16 protein-coding genes and 1 tRNA gene are annotated in these 18,146 nt (G+C 63.0%); 5 read left to right on the top strand and 12 right to left on the bottom strand.

Features of this window, described 5'->3' with window-relative positions; all coding sequences use genetic code 11:
- Positions 1 to 9: 9 nt before the first annotated feature.
- On the top strand, positions 10 to 783 hold the full coding sequence (locus AC1DOG_RS15180) for an amino acid ABC transporter ATP-binding protein (protein ID WP_018900031.1): 774 nt from the start codon (positions 10 to 12) through the stop codon (positions 781 to 783).
- A 106-nt stretch (positions 784 to 889) separates the two neighbouring features.
- On the opposite strand, the gene AC1DOG_RS15175 is transcribed toward AC1DOG_RS15180, so the two are convergent.
- Positions 890 to 1,324: a hypothetical protein gene (locus AC1DOG_RS15175; RefSeq protein WP_018900032.1), complete on the bottom strand. Its 435-nt coding sequence runs from the start codon at positions 1,322 to 1,324 to the stop codon at positions 890 to 892.
- A 240-nt stretch (positions 1,325 to 1,564) separates the two neighbouring features.
- Between AC1DOG_RS15175 and AC1DOG_RS15170 the strand changes: the two genes are divergently transcribed.
- Positions 1,565 to 2,626, top strand: coding sequence for a class I SAM-dependent methyltransferase (locus tag AC1DOG_RS15170; RefSeq protein WP_477929113.1), 1,062 nt, complete (start codon positions 1,565 to 1,567; stop codon positions 2,624 to 2,626).
- 169 nt (positions 2,627 to 2,795) lie between these two features.
- Positions 2,796 to 2,870: transfer RNA gene (locus tag AC1DOG_RS15165), tRNA-Glu, on the top strand.
- Between the two features lie 90 nt (positions 2,871 to 2,960).
- Here AC1DOG_RS15165 and AC1DOG_RS15160 read toward each other — a convergent pair.
- The 5 genes from AC1DOG_RS15160 to AC1DOG_RS15140 form a co-directional block, all read right to left on the bottom strand.
- Positions 2,961 to 3,365, bottom strand: coding sequence for a response regulator (locus AC1DOG_RS15160; protein WP_477929111.1), 405 nt, complete (start codon positions 3,363 to 3,365; stop codon positions 2,961 to 2,963).
- Between the two features lie 104 nt (positions 3,366 to 3,469).
- A complete protein-coding gene (locus AC1DOG_RS15155) occupies positions 3,470 to 4,267 on the bottom strand; it encodes an aldolase (RefSeq protein WP_477929109.1) in 798 nt (265 codons plus the stop codon).
- 54 nt (positions 4,268 to 4,321) lie between these two features.
- A complete protein-coding gene (locus tag AC1DOG_RS15150) occupies positions 4,322 to 5,476 on the bottom strand; it encodes a M20 aminoacylase family protein (RefSeq protein WP_477929108.1) in 1,155 nt (384 codons plus the stop codon).
- A gap of 15 nt (positions 5,477 to 5,491) precedes the next feature.
- Positions 5,492 to 6,721, bottom strand: coding sequence for an allantoate amidohydrolase (locus AC1DOG_RS15145; protein WP_477929106.1), 1,230 nt, complete (start codon positions 6,719 to 6,721; stop codon positions 5,492 to 5,494).
- Entirely contained in the window at positions 6,718 to 7,923 is a 1,206-nt protein-coding gene (locus AC1DOG_RS15140; RefSeq protein WP_477929104.1) for a diaminopropionate ammonia-lyase, read from the bottom strand. The genes AC1DOG_RS15145 and AC1DOG_RS15140 overlap by 4 nt, the downstream gene beginning before the upstream one ends.
- A 96-nt stretch (positions 7,924 to 8,019) precedes the next feature.
- Here AC1DOG_RS15140 and AC1DOG_RS15135 point away from each other — a divergent pair, with 96 nt between their 5' ends.
- Positions 8,020 to 8,487 (top strand): Lrp/AsnC family transcriptional regulator, encoded by a 468-nt coding sequence (locus tag AC1DOG_RS15135; RefSeq protein WP_477929102.1) that lies wholly within the window; start codon positions 8,020 to 8,022, stop codon positions 8,485 to 8,487.
- A gap of 10 nt (positions 8,488 to 8,497) precedes the next feature.
- Here AC1DOG_RS15135 and recJ read toward each other — a convergent pair whose 3' ends face one another.
- From recJ to AC1DOG_RS15115, 4 genes are all read right to left on the bottom strand, one after another.
- Positions 8,498 to 10,300, bottom strand: coding sequence for a single-stranded-DNA-specific exonuclease RecJ (gene recJ / locus AC1DOG_RS15130; protein WP_477929100.1), 1,803 nt, complete (start codon positions 10,298 to 10,300; stop codon positions 8,498 to 8,500).
- Between the two features lie 118 nt (positions 10,301 to 10,418).
- A complete protein-coding gene (locus AC1DOG_RS15125) occupies positions 10,419 to 11,741 on the bottom strand; it encodes a homoserine dehydrogenase (protein WP_477929098.1) in 1,323 nt (440 codons plus the stop codon).
- 65 nt (positions 11,742 to 11,806) lie between these two features.
- On the bottom strand, positions 11,807 to 13,027 hold the full coding sequence (locus AC1DOG_RS15120; RefSeq protein WP_018900041.1) for an LL-diaminopimelate aminotransferase: 1,221 nt from the start codon (positions 13,025 to 13,027) through the stop codon (positions 11,807 to 11,809).
- Positions 13,028 to 13,253: 226 nt separating this feature from the next.
- On the bottom strand, positions 13,254 to 13,670 hold the full coding sequence (locus tag AC1DOG_RS15115; RefSeq protein WP_018900042.1) for a hypothetical protein: 417 nt from the start codon (positions 13,668 to 13,670) through the stop codon (positions 13,254 to 13,256).
- A 152-nt stretch (positions 13,671 to 13,822) separates the two neighbouring features.
- On the opposite strand from AC1DOG_RS15115, the gene AC1DOG_RS15110 reads away from it, so the two are divergent.
- On the top strand, positions 13,823 to 15,661 hold the full coding sequence (locus AC1DOG_RS15110) for a PHA/PHB synthase family protein (RefSeq protein WP_477929095.1): 1,839 nt from the start codon (positions 13,823 to 13,825) through the stop codon (positions 15,659 to 15,661).
- Between the two features lie 4 nt (positions 15,662 to 15,665).
- On the opposite strand, the gene AC1DOG_RS15105 is transcribed toward AC1DOG_RS15110, so the two are convergent.
- Positions 15,666 to 16,619, bottom strand: a complete 954-nt coding sequence (locus AC1DOG_RS15105) for an alpha/beta hydrolase (protein ID WP_477929093.1) — start codon at positions 16,617 to 16,619, stop codon at positions 15,666 to 15,668.
- A 181-nt stretch (positions 16,620 to 16,800) separates the two neighbouring features.
- Complete coding sequence (locus AC1DOG_RS15100; protein WP_477929091.1) at positions 16,801 to 17,820, bottom strand: methyltransferase; 1,020 nt, start codon at positions 17,818 to 17,820, stop codon at positions 16,801 to 16,803.
- Positions 17,821 to 18,146 lie beyond the last annotated feature (326 nt).

Below are 18,146 nucleotides of genomic sequence, written 5' to 3'. Positions count from 1 at the left end.
GGAAAAATCATGGCTGAAGCCCAACCCAAAAAGATGACCGTGTCGGCAACCGATGTTGCCATCGAGATCATCGGCATGAACAAGTGGTACGGTGACTTCCACGTGCTGCGCGACATCAATCTGAAGGTCATGCGCGGCGAGCGCATCGTCATCGCCGGCCCTTCGGGCTCCGGAAAGTCGACGATGATCCGCTGCATCAACCGTCTGGAAGAACACCAGAAGGGCCAGATCATCGTCGATGGCACGGAACTGACCAACGACCTGAAGAAGATCGACGAAGTGCGCCGCGAAGTCGGCATGGTCTTCCAGCACTTCAACCTCTTCCCGCACCTGACGATCCTGGAGAACTGCACGCTGGCGCCGATCTGGGTGCGCAAGATGCCGAAGAAGCAGGCCGAAGAAATCGCCATGCATTTCCTCAAGCGCGTCAAGATCCCCGAGCAGGCCAACAAGTATCCGGGCCAGCTCTCCGGCGGCCAGCAGCAGCGCGTGGCGATCGCCCGCTCGCTTTGCATGAACCCGAAGATCATGCTGTTCGACGAGCCGACCTCGGCACTCGACCCCGAAATGATCAAGGAAGTGCTCGACACTATGGTCGGTCTTGCCGAGGAAGGCATGACGATGCTGTGCGTGACCCACGAAATGGGCTTCGCTCGCCAGGTCGCCAACCGCGTCATCTTCATGGACCAGGGCCAGATCGTCGAACAGAACTCGCCGGCCGAGTTCTTCGACAATCCGCAGCACGAGCGCACCAAGCTCTTCCTCAGCCAGATCCTGCACTAGGTCTGCGACAGCGACGCTCAATGAAAACCCGCCGGGCGAAGGCCGCGGCGGGTTTTCTGTTTCTAGCGTTTCTGATGGTGCCTTACACCAACATAAAATGCCGAAATCAGCCCTTCAGCTTGGCATTGCAGAGGCTGTAGAAGCCGCCGCCCTTCTGGATCCACTTCAGGCCGTTCAGCGTGTTGGCGTCCTTGTTGGTGTGGTAGGAATCGACGCAGGTGTGCATGCGGCCCTTGCCGGGGGTTTCCTTGGCGTATTTGGGAGCAATCGCCGTCGGGAAGGTCACGCCCTTGGGAGCGTCCATCGTCGGCTTTTCAGGCTCGGCGCCGGTTGCCATCGTAACGTCCGGCTCAGCGGTCGCATCCGGGCCGCACTGCGCCTTGCGGAAGTCGTTCCACTTCATGTCCTTGGCGGAACCATCCGCCTGCGCCGACTTGTACTTGGCGCTGCACTCTTTCATCGAGAGCGCCGAGGACGGTGTGGCGAAGGCGAGCGCGCCGAGCAGGGAAACAGAGGCAAGAATTGTCAGATGCTTGATCATGGTCATTCCTCCAAAGCCTAATATGCAGGCTAAGCCACTCTTATCCCGGCGCATTTTGTTGTCAACGCGGCTTTTTCGATGGTTGCGCGAATATTGCGTGACACCAATCCGCGTAGCTCGCAGCCGCCACGCTTAGGCTCAACACTACCATCGCCCCCTACTCCGCCGTCCTTTCACGCGACCGTGAGCGGGTGTATAGTCGCGCCGCTGGTTCTTCCCTGCATTTTTATGGAGGATGACATGCGCCAACCCGACATGCAAAAAGTGGATGCCCTCGTCGGCCGGCTGGTCGGCGATATCGGCGCCGCCGTATCCGGCTCCCTGGTGGTGCTCGGCGACGACGTCGGACTGTTCAAGGCGATGAGCGACGGCGAGCCTGTGACCGCGTCAGAGCTGTCAGAGAAGACGGCGGTCAAGGAGCGCTATCTGCGCGAATGGCTGTCGGCGCTCGCCGCCGCCGACTATCTGACCTATGACGAGAAGACCGACCGCTTCCGGCTGACACCGGAGCAAGCACTCGTCTTCGCCGACGAGGACAGCCCTGCCTTCTTCACCGGCGCGTTCCAGCTGGTGCAGGCGATGTGGACGGATGAGCCGAAGGTGGCCGATGCCTTCCGCACCGGCAAGGGGCTCGGCTGGCACGAGCATAGCAACTGCCTGTTTCGTGGCACCGAACGCTTCTTCCGCACCGGCTATAACAACAGCCTTGTCACCGAGTGGATACCGGCGCTCGATGGCGTCGAGAACAAGCTGAAGGCCGGCGCCAAGGTGGCCGATGTCGGCTGCGGCCATGGCAGTTCGACCATCCTGATGGCGCAGGCCTATCCCGCCTCGCGCTTCGTCGGCTACGACTATCACATGCCGTCGATCGAACGCGCCCGGATCGCGGCCAAGGAGGCCGGCGTTGCCGATCGGGTTAGCTTCGAGCAGGCCTCGGCCGCGAGCTTCCCGGCCGGGCGCTACGATCTCGTCGCCATGTTCGATTGCCTGCACGACATGGGCGATCCCGTTGGCGCCGGAAAGCATGTGAAGGAAACGCTTGCGCCGGGCGGCACCTGGATGATCGTCGAGCCCTTCGCGCATGATCACCTCAAGGACAATCTCAACCCTGTCGGCCGTGTCTATTACGGCGCCTCGACGATGATCTGCACGCCCGCCTCGATGTCGCAGGAGGTCGGACTGGCGCTCGGGGCGCAGGCCGGCGAAACGCGATTGCGCAAGGTGGCGCTCGACGCCGGCTTCAAGCATTTCCACCGCGCCACCGAAACGCCGTTCAACATGGTGTTCGAGGTTCGCGCTTGAGAAGAGGCCGACATCCACGGCCCGGACAGGATCGACGCATCGCCAAACGCTGAAAATAGTCATTAACTATCAAACGGATAGGGAAAAGATCAGCACATCGCCATTTTTATGCGTTTTGCCGCTTGCGGGAATCCAAGTGCCTGATTATAAGGGCGCCACCACGAAGGAAGCGCCCTTCGTCTATCGGTTAGGACACCAGATTTTCATTCTGGGAAGAGGGGTTCGACTCCCCTAGGGCGTGCCACTTCTCTCTTCGTTGTCAGTTATATGATGCTGATTTTTCGGTGAATTTCCCCATTGCATAACGTTACGTCAGCTGCCATCCGGCTGCTCCTCACGCGCGTCCCTGCGACTGGCGAACCTCTCGCAATGCGGTTTCATCCGTGGCCTGATCGATCATTGAGACGGCGACATCGAGATTGTAGGGTTTAGGCAGGAAATGTGCCCTGCCCGGCAGCGATTGTGTCGGCACATTACGCCCCGAAGTGACGACGATGCCGATCGCGCGCGAGCAGCCGTCGACAAGCCGCGCCAGATCAAGCCCGTTCAGCCCGCCCGGCATGTCCACATCGGTGAAAACGGCAGCCACGTCATCGTACCGACCGAGAAGGCCTACCGCTTCCAGGACGCTTGCCGCCTCCAGGACGATAAAGCCGGCATCCTCGAGTGCATCCGCGATGTTGAGCCGAACAAGCGGTTCGTCCTCGACCACCAGAACAATGCGCGTTGATTTCTCCATGCCCGTTTTTCCTTCCGCTTCGATCGGTAAACGTCTCGAAGCGGAAAAGGACGCGCCATCCCCAGGAGAGATTGATTACATGTTTAATAAAATGCCAACAATCCTCAATTGCGGTACTCTGGCTCCTCGGCGTCCAGCATGCGCTTGATCGCCTCCAGATGCAGCCGCGCCGATTCCGGGTCGCCCTCGCGCATCTGGCGGTAGGCGGCCTCGGCGATATCGGGGGCGACCGGCAGGACCTCGCGGCCGGTGGAGAGCGCCAGCGTCTGCACCTGGCAGGCGCGCTCGAGATAGTAGAGATCGTCCCAGGCTTCGGCGATATTGGGTGCCAGCACCATGACGCCGTGATGCTTCATGAAGACGATGTCGGCGTCGCCGATCGCATTGGCGATGCGGTCGCCCTCGCGCTCGTCCAGCGCCAGGCCGTTGTAATCGCGGTCATAAGCGGTGCGGCCGTAGAATTTCAGCGCCGTCTGGCCGGCGAAGATCAGCGGCTCGCCCTCGGTCATCGACAGCGCCGTCGCATAGGGCATGTGGGTGTGGAAGGCAACGCGGGCGCGCGGAACGCGGGCGTGGATGCGGGCATGAATATAGAAGGCGGTCGCCTCCGGCTCGCCCTCGCCCGAGACGACGTTGCCGTGAAAATCGCAGATCAGCAGCTTCGAGGCCGTCAGTTCGCGGAAGGCATAGCCATAGGGATTGACGATGAAGAGGTCGTCATAGCCGGGCACCAGCGCCGAGAAATGGTTGCAGATCCCCTCTTCGAGCCCATGCCGCGCCGCCATGCGAAAGCAGGCCGCCAGATCGGCGCGGGCCTGCCAGACCTCCTCGGTATCGAGCTCCGGCTGGTTAGCGCCGGAAACGCCGGTTGCCGCGGAGGGCTTGTTCAGGGAATGCGCCATGTCGATGCTCCATTGCGATTGAATGTCAGGCAGTAGAAATATGCGGACGGAAACTCAGCCGATCGGCAGGCGTCGCCTGATGATCGCGGCATGGTAGCGTGCTCCCGGCAGAAGGCCAGCGTCGTTGAAATCGAAATCGGGATTATGCAGCGGCGCGGAGTTTTCGCCATTGCCCATGAAGACGAAGCAGCCGGGCACGTGTTCCAGGAAGCGCGCGAAATCCTCCGATGCCGTCATCGGTTCGGCGGCGACCTTGACGTGGTCAGCCTGCAGGACAGTACGCGCGGCGGCCATCGCCTCCTTCACCAAGGTGGCGTCGTTGATGAGCGGCACGAATTCGCGGGTGTAGCGCGTCTCGGCCGTCACGTTGTGGGCCATCGCCGTGCCCTCGGCGATCACGCGCATCTGCCGCTCGATCTCGGCGCTCACCTCCGGGCGGAAGCTGCGGGCATCGCCGAGAATGCGGGCGAGCCCCGGCAGGGCGTTGCGGGTGCCGTCGGTGATGAGTTCGGTGACGGAGACCACGGCGATATCAGCGGGGCTCAGTCGGCGCGAGACGATCGTCTGCAGGTTGGTCACCAGCGCGCAGGCGGCGACCAGCACCTCGTTGCCCGATTGCGGCCGAGCGGCGTGGCCGCCGAGCCCCGTGAGGACGATCTCGAAATTATCCTCCGCCGACATGACCGGCCCTGCCCTGGTCTCAAAATGCCCGACCGGCAGGCCCGGCATGTTGTGCAGGCCGTAGATCTCGTCGAAGGGGAAGCGCTGCATCAGCCCGTCGTCGAGCATGGCGAGCGCGCCCTTGCCCCACTCCTCCGCCGGCTGGAACAGGAAGCGCACGGTGCCGTCAAAACCACCCTCCTCGGCCAACAGCTGGGCGGCGCCGAGCAGCATGGCGGTGTGCCCGTCATGACCGCAGGCGTGCATCGTGCCCGGCACCTGAGAGCGGTAGTCCGCCTGTCCCCGCTCGGTGATACGCAGTGCGTCCATATCGGCGCGGAGCGCGATCGCGCGATTTCCGGTGCCGCGTTTGAGCGTGCCAACAACGCCGGTCCCGCCGATCCCTTCCGCGACCTTGAGGCCGAACGAACGCAGCTTATCCGCCACGAAGGCCGCGGTCCTGGTCTCCTCAAAGCCGAATTCCGGATGCGCGTGCAGATCGCGCCGCCATACGGTCATCTCGTCGTTCAGGGCTTTCAGGTCAGTCATGTTTTCGTCTCCCGATCATGCAGAGAGGTCGCGGACGACATCAAGCAGGATGTCGGCGCCGGCGACAAGGTCATCTGCATCGGTATGTTCTCTCGGATTGTGGCTGATGCCGTCGCGGCTCGGAACGAAGATCATCGCCGAGGGTGCGATGCGGGCAATCATCTGCGCGTCATGGCCGGCACCCGAGGTCATCCGGCGCGACGACAGGCCACGTAGGCCGGCTGCCTGTTCTATCAGCGCCACGATAGCTGGGTCGAAGGTTACCGGCTGGAAACGCGCCAGCCGCTCGACTGAAACGCCGAAACCATCGCGCAATGCCAGCGCATCGAGAAAAGCGTCCAGTGCGGCCTCCTCCTCGCGCAGACGCTGCTCGTCGGGACTGCGGAGATCGACGGTGAAGCTTGCCAGCGACGGGATGACGTTGATGGCGTTCGGCTCGAAGGCGATGCAGCCGATGGTGGCGACGACGGGAATGTTCGACGCCATCGCGCGCTGCCGCAGGAAAACCATCACCTCGGCGGCGGCCTGGCCGGCATCCGAGCGCATCGACATCGGCGTCGTGCCGGCATGGTTGGCGACACCTGATATCGTCACACGCTGCCAGGAGATGCCCTGCAGGGTCTCGACCGCGCCGATCCGCAGCCCCTCGCGCTCCAGCACCGGTCCCTGCTCGATATGCAGCTCAACATAGGCTCGCGGCCTTAGAAAGCCGGGCTCGAGATCGCCGGCATAGCCGATGCGCGAAAGCTCCTCGCCCAACACCGATCCGTCCGTTCCGACGCTTGCAAGCGCCGCCTCGACCGAGAGCCCGCCGGCATGGACCAGCGAGCCCATCATATCGGGCGCGTAGCGCACGCCTTCCTCGTTGGTGAAGGCCGCCACCGCGATCGGCCGCGATGGCGCAAAGCCGTTTCGTTTTAGCGTTTCGATGACCTCCAACCCGGCGATCACGCCGTAGCAGCCGTCATAGATGCCGGCGTTGATCACGGTGTCGATATGCGAGCCAAGCAGCACCGGCGCTTCGTCGGCGGTAGGCTCTTCCGTCCAGATCCCGAAGATGTTGCCGATGCGGTCTATTTTGACCTCAAGCCCGGCGCCGTCCAGCCAGGAGACCAGCAGATCGCGGCCGGCGCGGTCCGCATCCGATGCGGCGAGCCGCGTCAGCCGGCCGTCCTCGCGCCCGACCTCACCCAGTTCACGAATGCGGCCGAGCATCCGCTCGCGATCAATGGAAGCAAGGCTCATGCGGATATCTCCACACGGTGACCGACCTTATCCGGTGCTATCCCGACCAGCTCCTCGTAGCGTTGCGGATCGGTGGCGCCCTCGGTGTTGATGACGAAGACGCGCGCCGTCTCATCGAGCCCGAGCGCCACCTTGGCCCCGGGATCAGACAGCGCGGCAATCAGTCCGGCCAGGCCAGCGCCGCCGCTTTCGCCCGAAACGATGGCCGGATCGCCGACAGCGGGCCGTGCCAGCCGGTTCATCACCGCGATCGCGTCCGCATCCTCCACGGTCATGAAACCATCGGCAAGCCGGCTAAGGATACGCCAGGCGATCGGCGACGGCTCGTAGCATTCGAGCATCGCCATGACCGTCGGCTCCGAATGGGCGACGGCGACAGGCCGTCCCGCCTTGGCCGCCTCGAACATGCAGGCGGCGCGGGCCGGATCAACGACGGTGAAGACAGGCCTGCTCTCACCGAGCTCGAGCGCCAGATGTGCGGCGACCGCCGCCGCGATGCCGCCGACGCCGCACTGAACGAAGACATGGGTCGGCACTTCTGGAAGCTGCTGCAGCGCCTCGCGCACCAGCGCCGTGTAGCCCTGCATCACAAGGCCAGGGATACGCTCGTAGCCCGGCCACGCGGTATCGGAAACGATCGTCCAGCCGTTTTCGGTGGCGACGCGGGCGGCTTCCGCCACGGAGTCATCATAGGTGCCTTCGACGCGGACCATCTCTGCGCCATAGCGGGCGATGGCGGCGACGCGCTCGGCGCTGACGCCTGAATGAACCGAGATGACCGAGCGGGCGCCGACCAGCTGCGCACCCTGCGCCACCGAGCGGCCGTGATTTCCGTCCGTGGCGCAGGCAAAGGTCATGGTGGCGGCCACGGCTCTCACCTCGGGCGTCTGCAATTCGGCCATATCGACCGAGCGGCCCAATCGCTTCGATGCCTCGTCAAGCACGAGGCGGGCGACGGCATAGGCGCCGCCAAGCGCCTTGAAGCTCCCAAGTCCAAGCCTGTGGCCCTCATCCTTGACGTGGATGGAGGCAACGCCGAGCGCCTGCGACAAGCCCGGCAGGGCATGCAATGGCGTCGGCTTATGGCCCTCGCGATGGCTGAGATAGTTTTGCGTCTGGTCGGCGCCCTCGGGGCCGAGCATGTCGGCATCGGTTGCGGATAGCGGCTTACCGAAATCGATGTGCGTGGTCTTCAAAAACATGTCGATCCCTCCTGTCCACAAAGATATATTGCAGCAGGCGCGAAAAAGGCGCTGTAAAACGGCCTCTGTTTTGCAAGTTTGTTTCGTGGAGCCGCCATGTCCGCCGATGGTCTCGACCAATTCGACATCGCCATTCTGAAGATCCTGCAGGAGGACAACACGACGCCGCAGCGGGTGATCGGCGAGGCGATCAACCTGTCAGCGCCGGCCGTGCAGCGGCGCATCAAGCGGATGGAGCAGAGTGGCGTCATACGGCAGAATTCGGCCCTGCTCGATCCCGCCAAGGTCGGCCAGCCGATCACCATCTTCGTCGAGGTAGAAGTGGACAATGAGCGTGCCGATCTGATCGATGCGCTGAAGCAGAGCTTCGCCGGGGCGCCCGAGGTGCAGCAGTGCTATTACGTGACCGGCGAGGCGGATTTCGTGCTTGTTGTGCTGGTGCCCGACATGGCCCACTACGAACGGCTGACGCGGCGGCTGTTTTTCGACAGCGGCAATGTGAAGAAATTCAAGACCTTCATCGCCATGGACAACGTCAAATCGACGCTGACGGTGCCGCTCTGACGGGAATCGCTCAGCGCGCGATGGCGCCATCCATCACCCGCAGCTGGACGCGGCGCGAGCCCTGATAATGATTGTCGCCGAGCGAGCCTGCGACATGCAGGTTGGCGCCGCGCGAGTTCAGGAGCAGGTTTCCAAGCTGCGTATCGGCGGCGCGGAAGGCGATGCCGTCGAGGCGGGCGCCGTCCATGGCTTCGAGCGTCACCTTCACATGCTTCTCGCCGACGATCCTCGAATCGCGGACGCGATGGGCGGGGATGGCGAAGATCGGCTGCGAATGGCCGGAGCCGTAGGGGCCGGCCGTCTCCAGGCGATCGATCAGATCGATCGTCGCGCCGCTGGCGCCGATCGCGCCGTCGATCTTCAGCGTTTCGTTGGCCACCAGCGCCGCCACGGTCTTTTCGGCGCGTTCCGAGAAGAAGCCACGCAGCCGGCCGAGCTTGTCGCGCTCGACTGTGAGGCCCGCCGCCATCGCATGGCCACCGCCCTTGACCAGCAGCCCCTCGTCCACGGCCGCGCGCACCATCTTACCCATGTCGAAGCCGTTGATGGAGCGGCCGGAGCCGGTGCCTCTGCCATTGGGGTCGAAGGCGATGGCGAAAGCCGGGCGCTTGAACTTCTCCTTCAGCCGTGCCGCTATCAGGCCGACGATCCCAGGATGCCATTTTTCATGTGCGGTGACGATGACCGACGCGCCGCTGCCGTCGCCATATTCGGCATAAGCTTCAGCCTCTGCCTCCTGCAGCATGTTGGCTTCCATCACCTGACGGTCGCGGTTGAGCTCGTCGAGACGCTCGGCGATGGCTTCCGCTTCACCGGCGTCCTCGAGTGTCAATAGCCGGCTACCGAGTGCCGCGTCGCTGATGCGGCCGCCAGCGTTGATGCGGGGGCCGATGAGGAAGCCGAAGTGATAGGGCGTCACCGGCCCGGCAAGGCCTGCCTTGCGAAACAGCGCCGAGAGACCGGCATTGCCCTGGTGGCGGGCGGCGATCAGGCCCTTGACGACATAGGCGCGGTTCAGGCCCTTCAGCGGAACGACGTCGCAGACGGTGGCAAGCGCCACGATGTCGAGCCATTGCAGGAGATCGATGCTGCGTGCCTTCGGATGGCCGGCCTCGCGCAGTAGCCTCAGCGTGGCAACCAGGACAAGGAAGACGACGCCGGCGGCGCAGAGATGCCCCTGCCCCGACAGATCGTCCTCGCGGTTCGGATTGACGAGCGCGTGGCAGGGCGGCAGGTCATGTGTCACCTGGTGGTGATCGATGACGACGACGTCGACATGGCGCTTGGCAGCAGCGGCCAGCGCCTCGTGGCTCGTCGAGCCGCAATCGACGGTGACGATCAGGCGGGCGCCGTTGTCGATCAGCTGGTCCATGGCGGCGGGGTTCGGGCCATAGCCTTCGAAGACGCGGTCAGGGATGTAGATTTCGGATGTCACGCCGAAATGGGTGAGGAAGCGGTACATCAGCGCCGAGGAGGATGCGCCATCGACGTCGTAATCGCCGAAGATCGCGACCTGCTGGCGCGTGTTGATGGCATCGACGATGCGCTTGGCAGCCTTCTCGCAATCGGTCAGCTTGTAGGGATCGGGCATCAGCGAGCGCAGTGTCGGATCGAGGAACTCGACCGCCTCGTCGACGGTAACGCCACGGCCGGCGAGCACCCGGGCGATCAGGTCCGGCAGGCCGTGCATCTGCGACATGGCGAGCGCCCGGTTCTGCCCGGCCTGGTCCAGCCGCGAGATCCAGCGATTGTCGAGAACGGATTTCTCGACACCCAGAAAGGCGCGTTGAACCGGATCGGCCGGGATATCCATCATGTCACTCCACTGCCACTACAAGGCCGTTCTACAGAGCCGTGACGGCAAACGAAAGACGGCGGAGCGCACCTGCGCCCCGCCGCCCACAGAATAGATCACCATGCGGTGACGCCAATCAGTCTTCCTTCGGACGCTCGATGCGGATCACCTGCGGTTCGCCGACCAGATAGCCTTCGGTCTTGATCGCCTCGACGGCCTTGCGCACCGAATCCTCGGTGGTCGCATGGGTGACGAGGATGATCGTCTGGTGGTGTGACGGCGAAAGGTGCTGCTTGGAGCGCTGCACGATGGATTCGAGCGAGATGTGGTTTTCGGCCATGCGGGTGGCGACGCTGGCGAAGACGCCGGTGCGGTCGAGAACCGTCAGGCGGATGAAATAACCGCCCTCGTGGCTCTGGATCTGCGCCTTGCGGTAGGGCTCGAGCGACTTGGCCGGGTGACCGAGCACCGGCACCTGCTGGGCGCCCGGGCGGCTCTTCGCGATGTCGGCGATATCGCCGAGCACCGACGAGGCCGTGGCATTGCCGCCGGCGCCGGGGCCGACCATCAGCAGTTCGCCGAGAATGTCGGATTCGATCGCAACCGCGTTGGTGACGCCATCGACCTGGGCGATGACGCTATCGACAGGCACCATGGTCGGGTGCACGCGCTGCTCGATGCCGGTATCGGTGCGCTGGGCAACGCCGAGCAACTTGATGCGGTAGCCGAGATCGGCGGCCGCATGGATGTCGTCGATCGAGATGTTGGTGATACCCTCGAGATAGATGTCGTCGACGGCGATCTGGTTGCCGAAGGCGAGCGTCGTCAGGATGGAGAGCTTGTGGGCGGTGTCGTTGCCCTCGATGTCGAAGGCCGGGTCGGCTTCGGCATAGCCGAGGCGCTGGGCTTCCTTCAGGCAATCGGCGAACGACAGGCCTTCCTTCTCCATCTTGGTCAGGATGTAGTTGCAGGTGCCGTTCATGATGCCGTAGACGCGCGAGATCGTGTTGCCGGTCAGCGATTCACGCAGCGCCTTGATGACGGGGATGCCGCCGGCGACGGCCGCTTCGAAGTTGAGCAGCGCGCCCTTCTCCTCGGCGATCCGGGCGAGCTCGACGCCATGATAGGCGAGCAGCGCCTTGTTGGCTGTCACCACGTGGAGACCGCGATTGAGCGCAGCGTGGACGGCGACTTTAGCCGGCCCCTCGGCGCCGCCGACGAGTTCGACGAAGACGTCGATGTCGCCCTTGGTTGCCAGTTCCTCGGGCGTATCGAACCACTCGATGCCGCCGACGTCGATGCCGCGGTCCTTGGTCTTGTCGCGGGCGGAAACGCCAGTAATCAGGATCGGCCGGCCGCACGTCGCGGCAAGCACGTCGCTGCGCTGCTGAATGATACGAACGAGAGAGGCACCAACGGTACCCAAGCCCGCAACGCCGATTTTAAGGGCATCTGCCATGGATCGATCCTGAAATATGTCATGAATGGCAGCCGCCGGAGCGGCTGCCGAAAGAACTGATTGTATCAGCGGTGAGCGTTCAACGAGACGACGTTGTGCATCGTCTCGTCGGCGGTGGACATGAACTTCTTGATGTTGCGCGCCGCCTGACGGATGCGGTGCTCGTTTTCGACGAGCGCCAGACGCACGTAGTCGTCGCCCATTTCACCGAAGCCGATACCCGGCGCCACGGCAACGTCAGCCTTCTCGACCAAGAGCTTGGAGAACTCGAGGCTGCCGAGGTGGCGGAACTTTTCCGGGATCTTCGCCCAGGCAAACATGGTCGCTGCCGGAGGCGGCACTTCGAAGCCGGCCTTGCCGAAGCTGTCGACCATGACGTCGCGGCGGCGCTTGTAGACGCCGCGGACTTCGGCGATATCCGAGCCGTCACCGTTCAGCGCGTGCGTCGCGGCCACCTGGATCGGCGTGAAGGCGCCGTAGTCGAGGTAAGATTTCACGCGCGTCAGTGCCGCGATCAGGCGCTCGTTGCCGACGGCAAAGCCCATGCGCCAGCCGGGCATGGAGAAGGTCTTCGACATCGAGGTGAACTCGACGCAGACATCCATGGCGCCGGGCACCTGCAGCACCGATGGCGGCGGGTTGTTGTCGTCGAAGTAGATCTCCGAATAGGCAAGGTCGGAGAGCACGATGATGTCGTGCTTCTTCGCGAATGCGATGACGTCCTTGTAGAAATCGAGCGTCGCGACATAGGCCGTTGGGTTCGACGGATAGTTGACGATCAGCGCCAGTGGCTTCGGGATCGAGTGCTTCACGGCGCGTTCCAGCGGCGGGAAGAAGCTGTCATCCGGCTCGACCGGCAGAGAGCGGATCACGCCGCCCGCCATCAGGAAGCCGAAGGCGTGGATCGGATAGGTCGGGTTCGGGCAGAGGATGACGTCGCCGGGCGCGGTGATCGCCTGCGCCATGTTGGCGAAGCCTTCCTTGGAGCCGAGGGTGGCGACCACCTGCGTATCCGGGTTCAGCTTCACGCCGAAGCGGCGGGCGTAATAGGCGGCCTGGGCGCGGCGCAGGCCGGGAATGCCCTTGGACGAGGAATAGCGATGCGTGCGCGGGTCCTGAACCACTTCGCAGAGCTTGTCGACGATTGCCTTGGGGGTCGGCAGGTCAGGGTTTCCCATGCCGAGATCGATGATATCGGCTCCGCCCGCTCGCGCGCTTGCTTTCAAACGGTTGACCTGTTCGAAAACATAAGGCGGCAAACGCCGGACTTTGTGAAACTCTTCCATTTCTTTCCCCACGGAAACGCGGCCACCATGACCGCAAATCGAAGTTCGTCCTAACTTCCGGCTGCTTGCGACACGAACTTCAGAATCGCGAGCGCCGTATTCATCAGACGTTCAGCGCACGGCGATTCTTTGACGGACCGCCTCGGGGCTGACGCTTTATCAGGAAAATTTCATCTTCCGCACCTGACGGAAGGCTTTGCTTGCAAACGCCAGAGAAGGCAAGGCCTTATTTGGTGATTTCGGACAGCGTTTCCGGGCCGTGGTCTTCGGCGAGCTTGCGGTATTCCGCAACGCGGCGCTGGTATTCGGCTTCCGAGATGGTGCCCGCCTTGCGACGGTTGCTCAGCGCCGTCAGCTTCTGCTGCAGGCCGGAGGCTTCCTCGTCGTTCATCTGAACGTTAGCGGCGGTTAGCGGCGCGCCGAAGCCCGGATAGCCATCGCGATAGTGCGACAGACCGCTTTCGGTCGGCGCCTCGCCCTTGGTGGCGTTCATGACCACGGCTGTCGGGGCCGCGCGCCTGGCGGCGATCTCGGCCTTTTCTTCCGGCGTTCGCATGCATCCGGCAAGCGCCATGGCCGCGGCGGCGCCGATAAGGGCGATGCGGGTGACGTTTGCGATGGTACGAATGCCTGTGTTGGTCATGCCAGAGGTTCCAAATCCTTAAGCTGCTTCGACTTGTTAAATTCGCAGCCTGCACAAAGCAATAGCATGAAGGCATGTCTGCGGAACTTGTTTTCTTGATCCGAGCGGATACAACTTGATTTGGATAGAGATGCTGCCGCCGGAGGAACCGCGTGACCGACAGCAACCAGGACAAGAGCGATAAGGGCCAAGGCCCGGGCTTCGAGGCGAAGGATTTCGATCCTTACATGCTGAAGGACCCGGAAACGATGGCGCTGAACTTCGCCCGCGCCCTGGAAAACCTGGGAAAAGCGGCGTCCGCCTGGCTTGGCCCGCGCGAAAGCGGCGAGATCCGCGAAAACACCGCCGACCCCGTCACCGACATGGTCAAGACGCTCTCCAAGGTCAGCGAATACTGGATCTCCGATCCGCGCCGCGCCTTTGATGCACAGACCAAGCTGATGACCAGCTTTTTCGGCGTCTGGATGCGCTCGATGCAGCGCATGCAGGGCGAATCGCTCGAGCCGGAGCCCGATCGAAAGGACAAGCGCTTCGCCGACCAGGACTGGGAGAAGAACCCTTTCTTCGAATTTCTGAAGCAAGCCTATTTCATTACCGCGGACTGGGCCGAAAAACTCGTCACCGAGACCGAGGGGCTGGACGAGCACACGCGGCAGAAGGCCAATTTCTACGTCAGGCAGATCACGGCGGCGATCTCGCCGACCAATTTCGTCGCCACCAATCCGCAGCTCTATCGCGAGACGATCGCGAGCGGCGGTGAAAACCTGGTGCGGGGCATGAAGATGCTGGCCGAGGACATCGTGGCCGGCCATGGCGACCTGAAGCTTCGACAGACCGACATGACCAAGTTCGCCGTCGGCCGCGACATGGCGCTGACGCCGGGCAAGGTGATCGCTCAGAACGAGATCTGCCAGATCATCCAGTACGAGCCGACGACCGAGACCGTGCTGAAGCGCCCTCTCCTCATCTGCCCGCCCTGGATCAACAAGTTCTACATCCTCGATCTCAATCCGCAGAAAAGCTTCATCAAGTGGTGCGTCGACCAGGGGCAGACGGTGTTCGTCATCTCCTGGGTCAATCCGGATGCGCGCCATGCGGCCAAGGACTGGGCGGCCTATGCGCGCGAGGGGATCGATTTCGCGCTTGAGACCATCGAGAAGGCGACCGGCGAGAAGGACGTCAACGCCATCGGCTATTGCGTGGGCGGCACGCTGCTGGCCGCGACGCTGGCGCTGCACGCCAAGGAAAAGAACAAGCGCATCCGCTCCGCGACGCTGTTCACCACCCAGGTCGATTTCACCCACGCAGGCGACCTCAAGGTGTTCGTCGACGAGGAACAGCTGACGCGGCTTGAGAACTACATGAACGTGACCGGCTATCTCGACGGCTCGAAGATGGCGACCGCTTTCAACATGTTGCGCGCCTCCGAGCTCATCTGGCCCTACTTCGTCAACAACTACCTCAAGGGCCAGGAGCCGATGGCCTTCGACCTCCTGTTCTGGAACGCCGATTCGACGCGGATGGCGGCGGCCAACCACGCCTTCTATCTGCGCAACTGCTATCTGAAGAACGCGCTCACCAAGGGCGAGATGGTGCTGGACGGCCAGGCGGTATCGCTGAAGAGCGTCAGGATCCCGATCTACAATCTCGCCACCCGCGAAGACCATATCGCGCCGGCGAAATCCGTATTCCTCGGCAGCCAGTTCTTCGGCGGCAAGGTCGATTTCGTGCTGGCCGGCTCCGGCCACATCGCCGGCGTGGTCAACCCGCCGGACAAGAAGAAATACCAATACTGGACCGGCGGTGCGGCCAAGGGCGAATACGAGGACTGGCTCATCGACGCCGAGGAAGCGGCCGGCTCCTGGTGGCCGCACTGGCAGGCCTGGATCGAGGCCAAGGACGGCAAGCGGGTAGCTGCCCGCAAACCGGGCGGCGACGCGCTCAACGCGCTCGAGGAAGCACCGGGCAGCTACGTGCTGGAGAAGGCGTAGGCAGTCAAAGCTTTGTGTGTGCTTGCACGGCTTGCACTATGGCGGGCACGATGCCCGGCGCCAGCGGCAGCGTCGGATCCTGGTAGGTCGCAAAGGGCGCGTCCGGCACGTCCGCTTTCAGCATGTGCGTGACACCAGGCAATTGCACCACCCGTGCATGCGGCATCGATCGCGCCAGCAAGCCGGCGTCCTCGACCGTCACCTGGACGTCCCGATCGCCTCGGACGATGAGCACGGGCAGACTCAGTCCCTTGGCCAGCGCCACGGGATCGTAGCTGAAAAGATCGATCATGTATCGCTGCAGGCCTTGCCGAAACAGGGGCTGTAGGACAGCACTCATGGTCCCGACATCCATTCTCTCCCCCTGCTCCAGCCCGGAGACGATACGGTCGATCTCCGCAAGATAAGGCGCATTGGCCGGGTTGTTGCGGAACTGCTCGCGCATCAGCGTGCTCACGCGTCGGCCCGGCGCGGCCAGCAGGATCAGTCCGCAGGGCGTCGCGCCCTTTGCGGCGGCGGCCAGCGCCACGAGGCCACCCTCGCTGTGACCGGCAATCCACACGCAGTTCGTGCCGATCCGCTCGGCGAAAGCGCCCTGCCAGAGATCGACGTCGGCGGCATAGTTGGCAATCGTCACATCCTCCGGATCGGCGATCGCATCCTTGCTGCCGAAGAAGCCGCGCTTGTCGATCCTGAGCGTGCTCAGGCCAGCTGATGCCAGCGCCTCGGCCAACAATCGATAGCTGTCGCTGCGCAGCCCCATCGGGCTGTTGCCATCCCGGTCGATCGGACCAGAACCCGGCACGATGACGACGCCGGCGCTAGCGCCAGGCACGATGATCGCCTCGCCCTCGAGCTGTCCCTGCGGGCCGGGAACAGTCATCACCTCGGCGGTTGCGGTCACGCCGGAGGCAAGGACCAACGCGGAGATAGCGGATGAAAGAAAAAGCCGACGCATTGATAAACCCGGTCATCGCTCCCGGTCGCGAACGCGACCATGAAGCTGTTCAATAACAGTTTGCCGCAATGAATTTCTGGCAATGATGTTCAATATCTAGGCTCGCAGCTTATTCGGCTATTGCGGATCAGCGCAAGCCGACCGGGCAGCCGACATCACCATCCGGGGACATTCTTCCAATTCACTCAAACACAATCACGCTCGCCGGCGATGGCGGCAGCGGGCTTATTGATATGTCGCGGAAGCCCGCCATCGATGCTATCTCGCGCAGGTTGGATGCCGTATAGGCGTCGCCTTTTGGTGTCGTCGCCAGCATTTCGAAGGCGAAGGCGGCGGGGAAGTCGGGGGAGACGCGGTCCTCGTTGGGGACGAACTCGACGGCGATCAGCTTGCCCTTGGCGCTGAGACTTGGGCGTGCCTTCCTGAGAAGTTCCGCGCAGCCGGCGATATCGAAGTGATGCAGGAAGTTCGGCAGCATGATGAGATCGTAGTCGCTGCCCCAGTCGACATCGAAGGCGCTGCCGGCGATGAAGCTGAAACGATCGACCACGCCTGATGCCGTCGCATTCTCCCGCGTCAGCTCCAGCACCGGCTTCCAATCGAGCGCGACGATCCGCGCCTGCGGGATGGCCCGGGCGATCTCGATGCCGAAATAGCCGGGGCCGGCGGCGATATCGAGCACCTTTGACGGCGGTGACGGCCATGCCGCGACATCGGCGGCAAGCGTCCGGCCCGCCCCGCCTGTAAAGGCACCCATGGCGCGGGCAAAGCGCACCCAGACGGGATTGTCCGGCGAGAGGTTCGCCAACCCTTCGGCGCCGCCATTGCGCACGCAGGCGGCGGGGTCGTTCAGAAAAAGCGAGAGCATCTGCGGTGCCGCGACGAAATCGATCGCCGAGCCCATGTAGGCGGGCGAATGGCGATCGAGGAACACGGCGCTCGAGGGTGTCAGCGAGTAGACGTCTCCGCTCTTGTTGAGGAAGCCGGCGACGACGAGATAGTCGCATAAAATGCGGACGCCGCGCTCGGCGCATCGCATCTCGGATGCCGCCGCCTTGGCCGTCTGGCCTGTACCTATCACGGTGAAGAGGTCGAGTTCGATCGCCGCCTTGATGGCGGCCGTCTTGCGGACGGCGAACATCGCATCGACAAGCAAGGCCGGCGAAATCTCGTTAACGGAAGCGGTTGGTGCCGAAGACATTGGCGTTTCCCCTCGGAAGCCTTCGATGCCATTTCATAGCACATCCGCAATATCTTTTCCCGCTAATATTTATGTCAAAACGGCGACATAGGTCACATTGCCTGGCGGAGGCCGAGGAACGTTAGAAAAAATCGAACAAGATCAACATGGTTAGCGGACAAGGTGAGGAATTTCGAAACAGGCGCCGCTGCCGTAAAGGGTTTGGTTACCATAATTCGGCATCATATGAGCCAACCGGAAATCACGCACAGGCCGCATTTTGGCCCTGTTGCTCCATTACCGGCCCCGGCGAAGAAGTATCCATCTATCTGTACCGCCGGCCTTAG

This window comes from Rhizobium sp. 01N48 (genome assembly GCF_056399145.1).
This window is presented reverse-complemented; position numbering and strand designations above follow the sequence as displayed.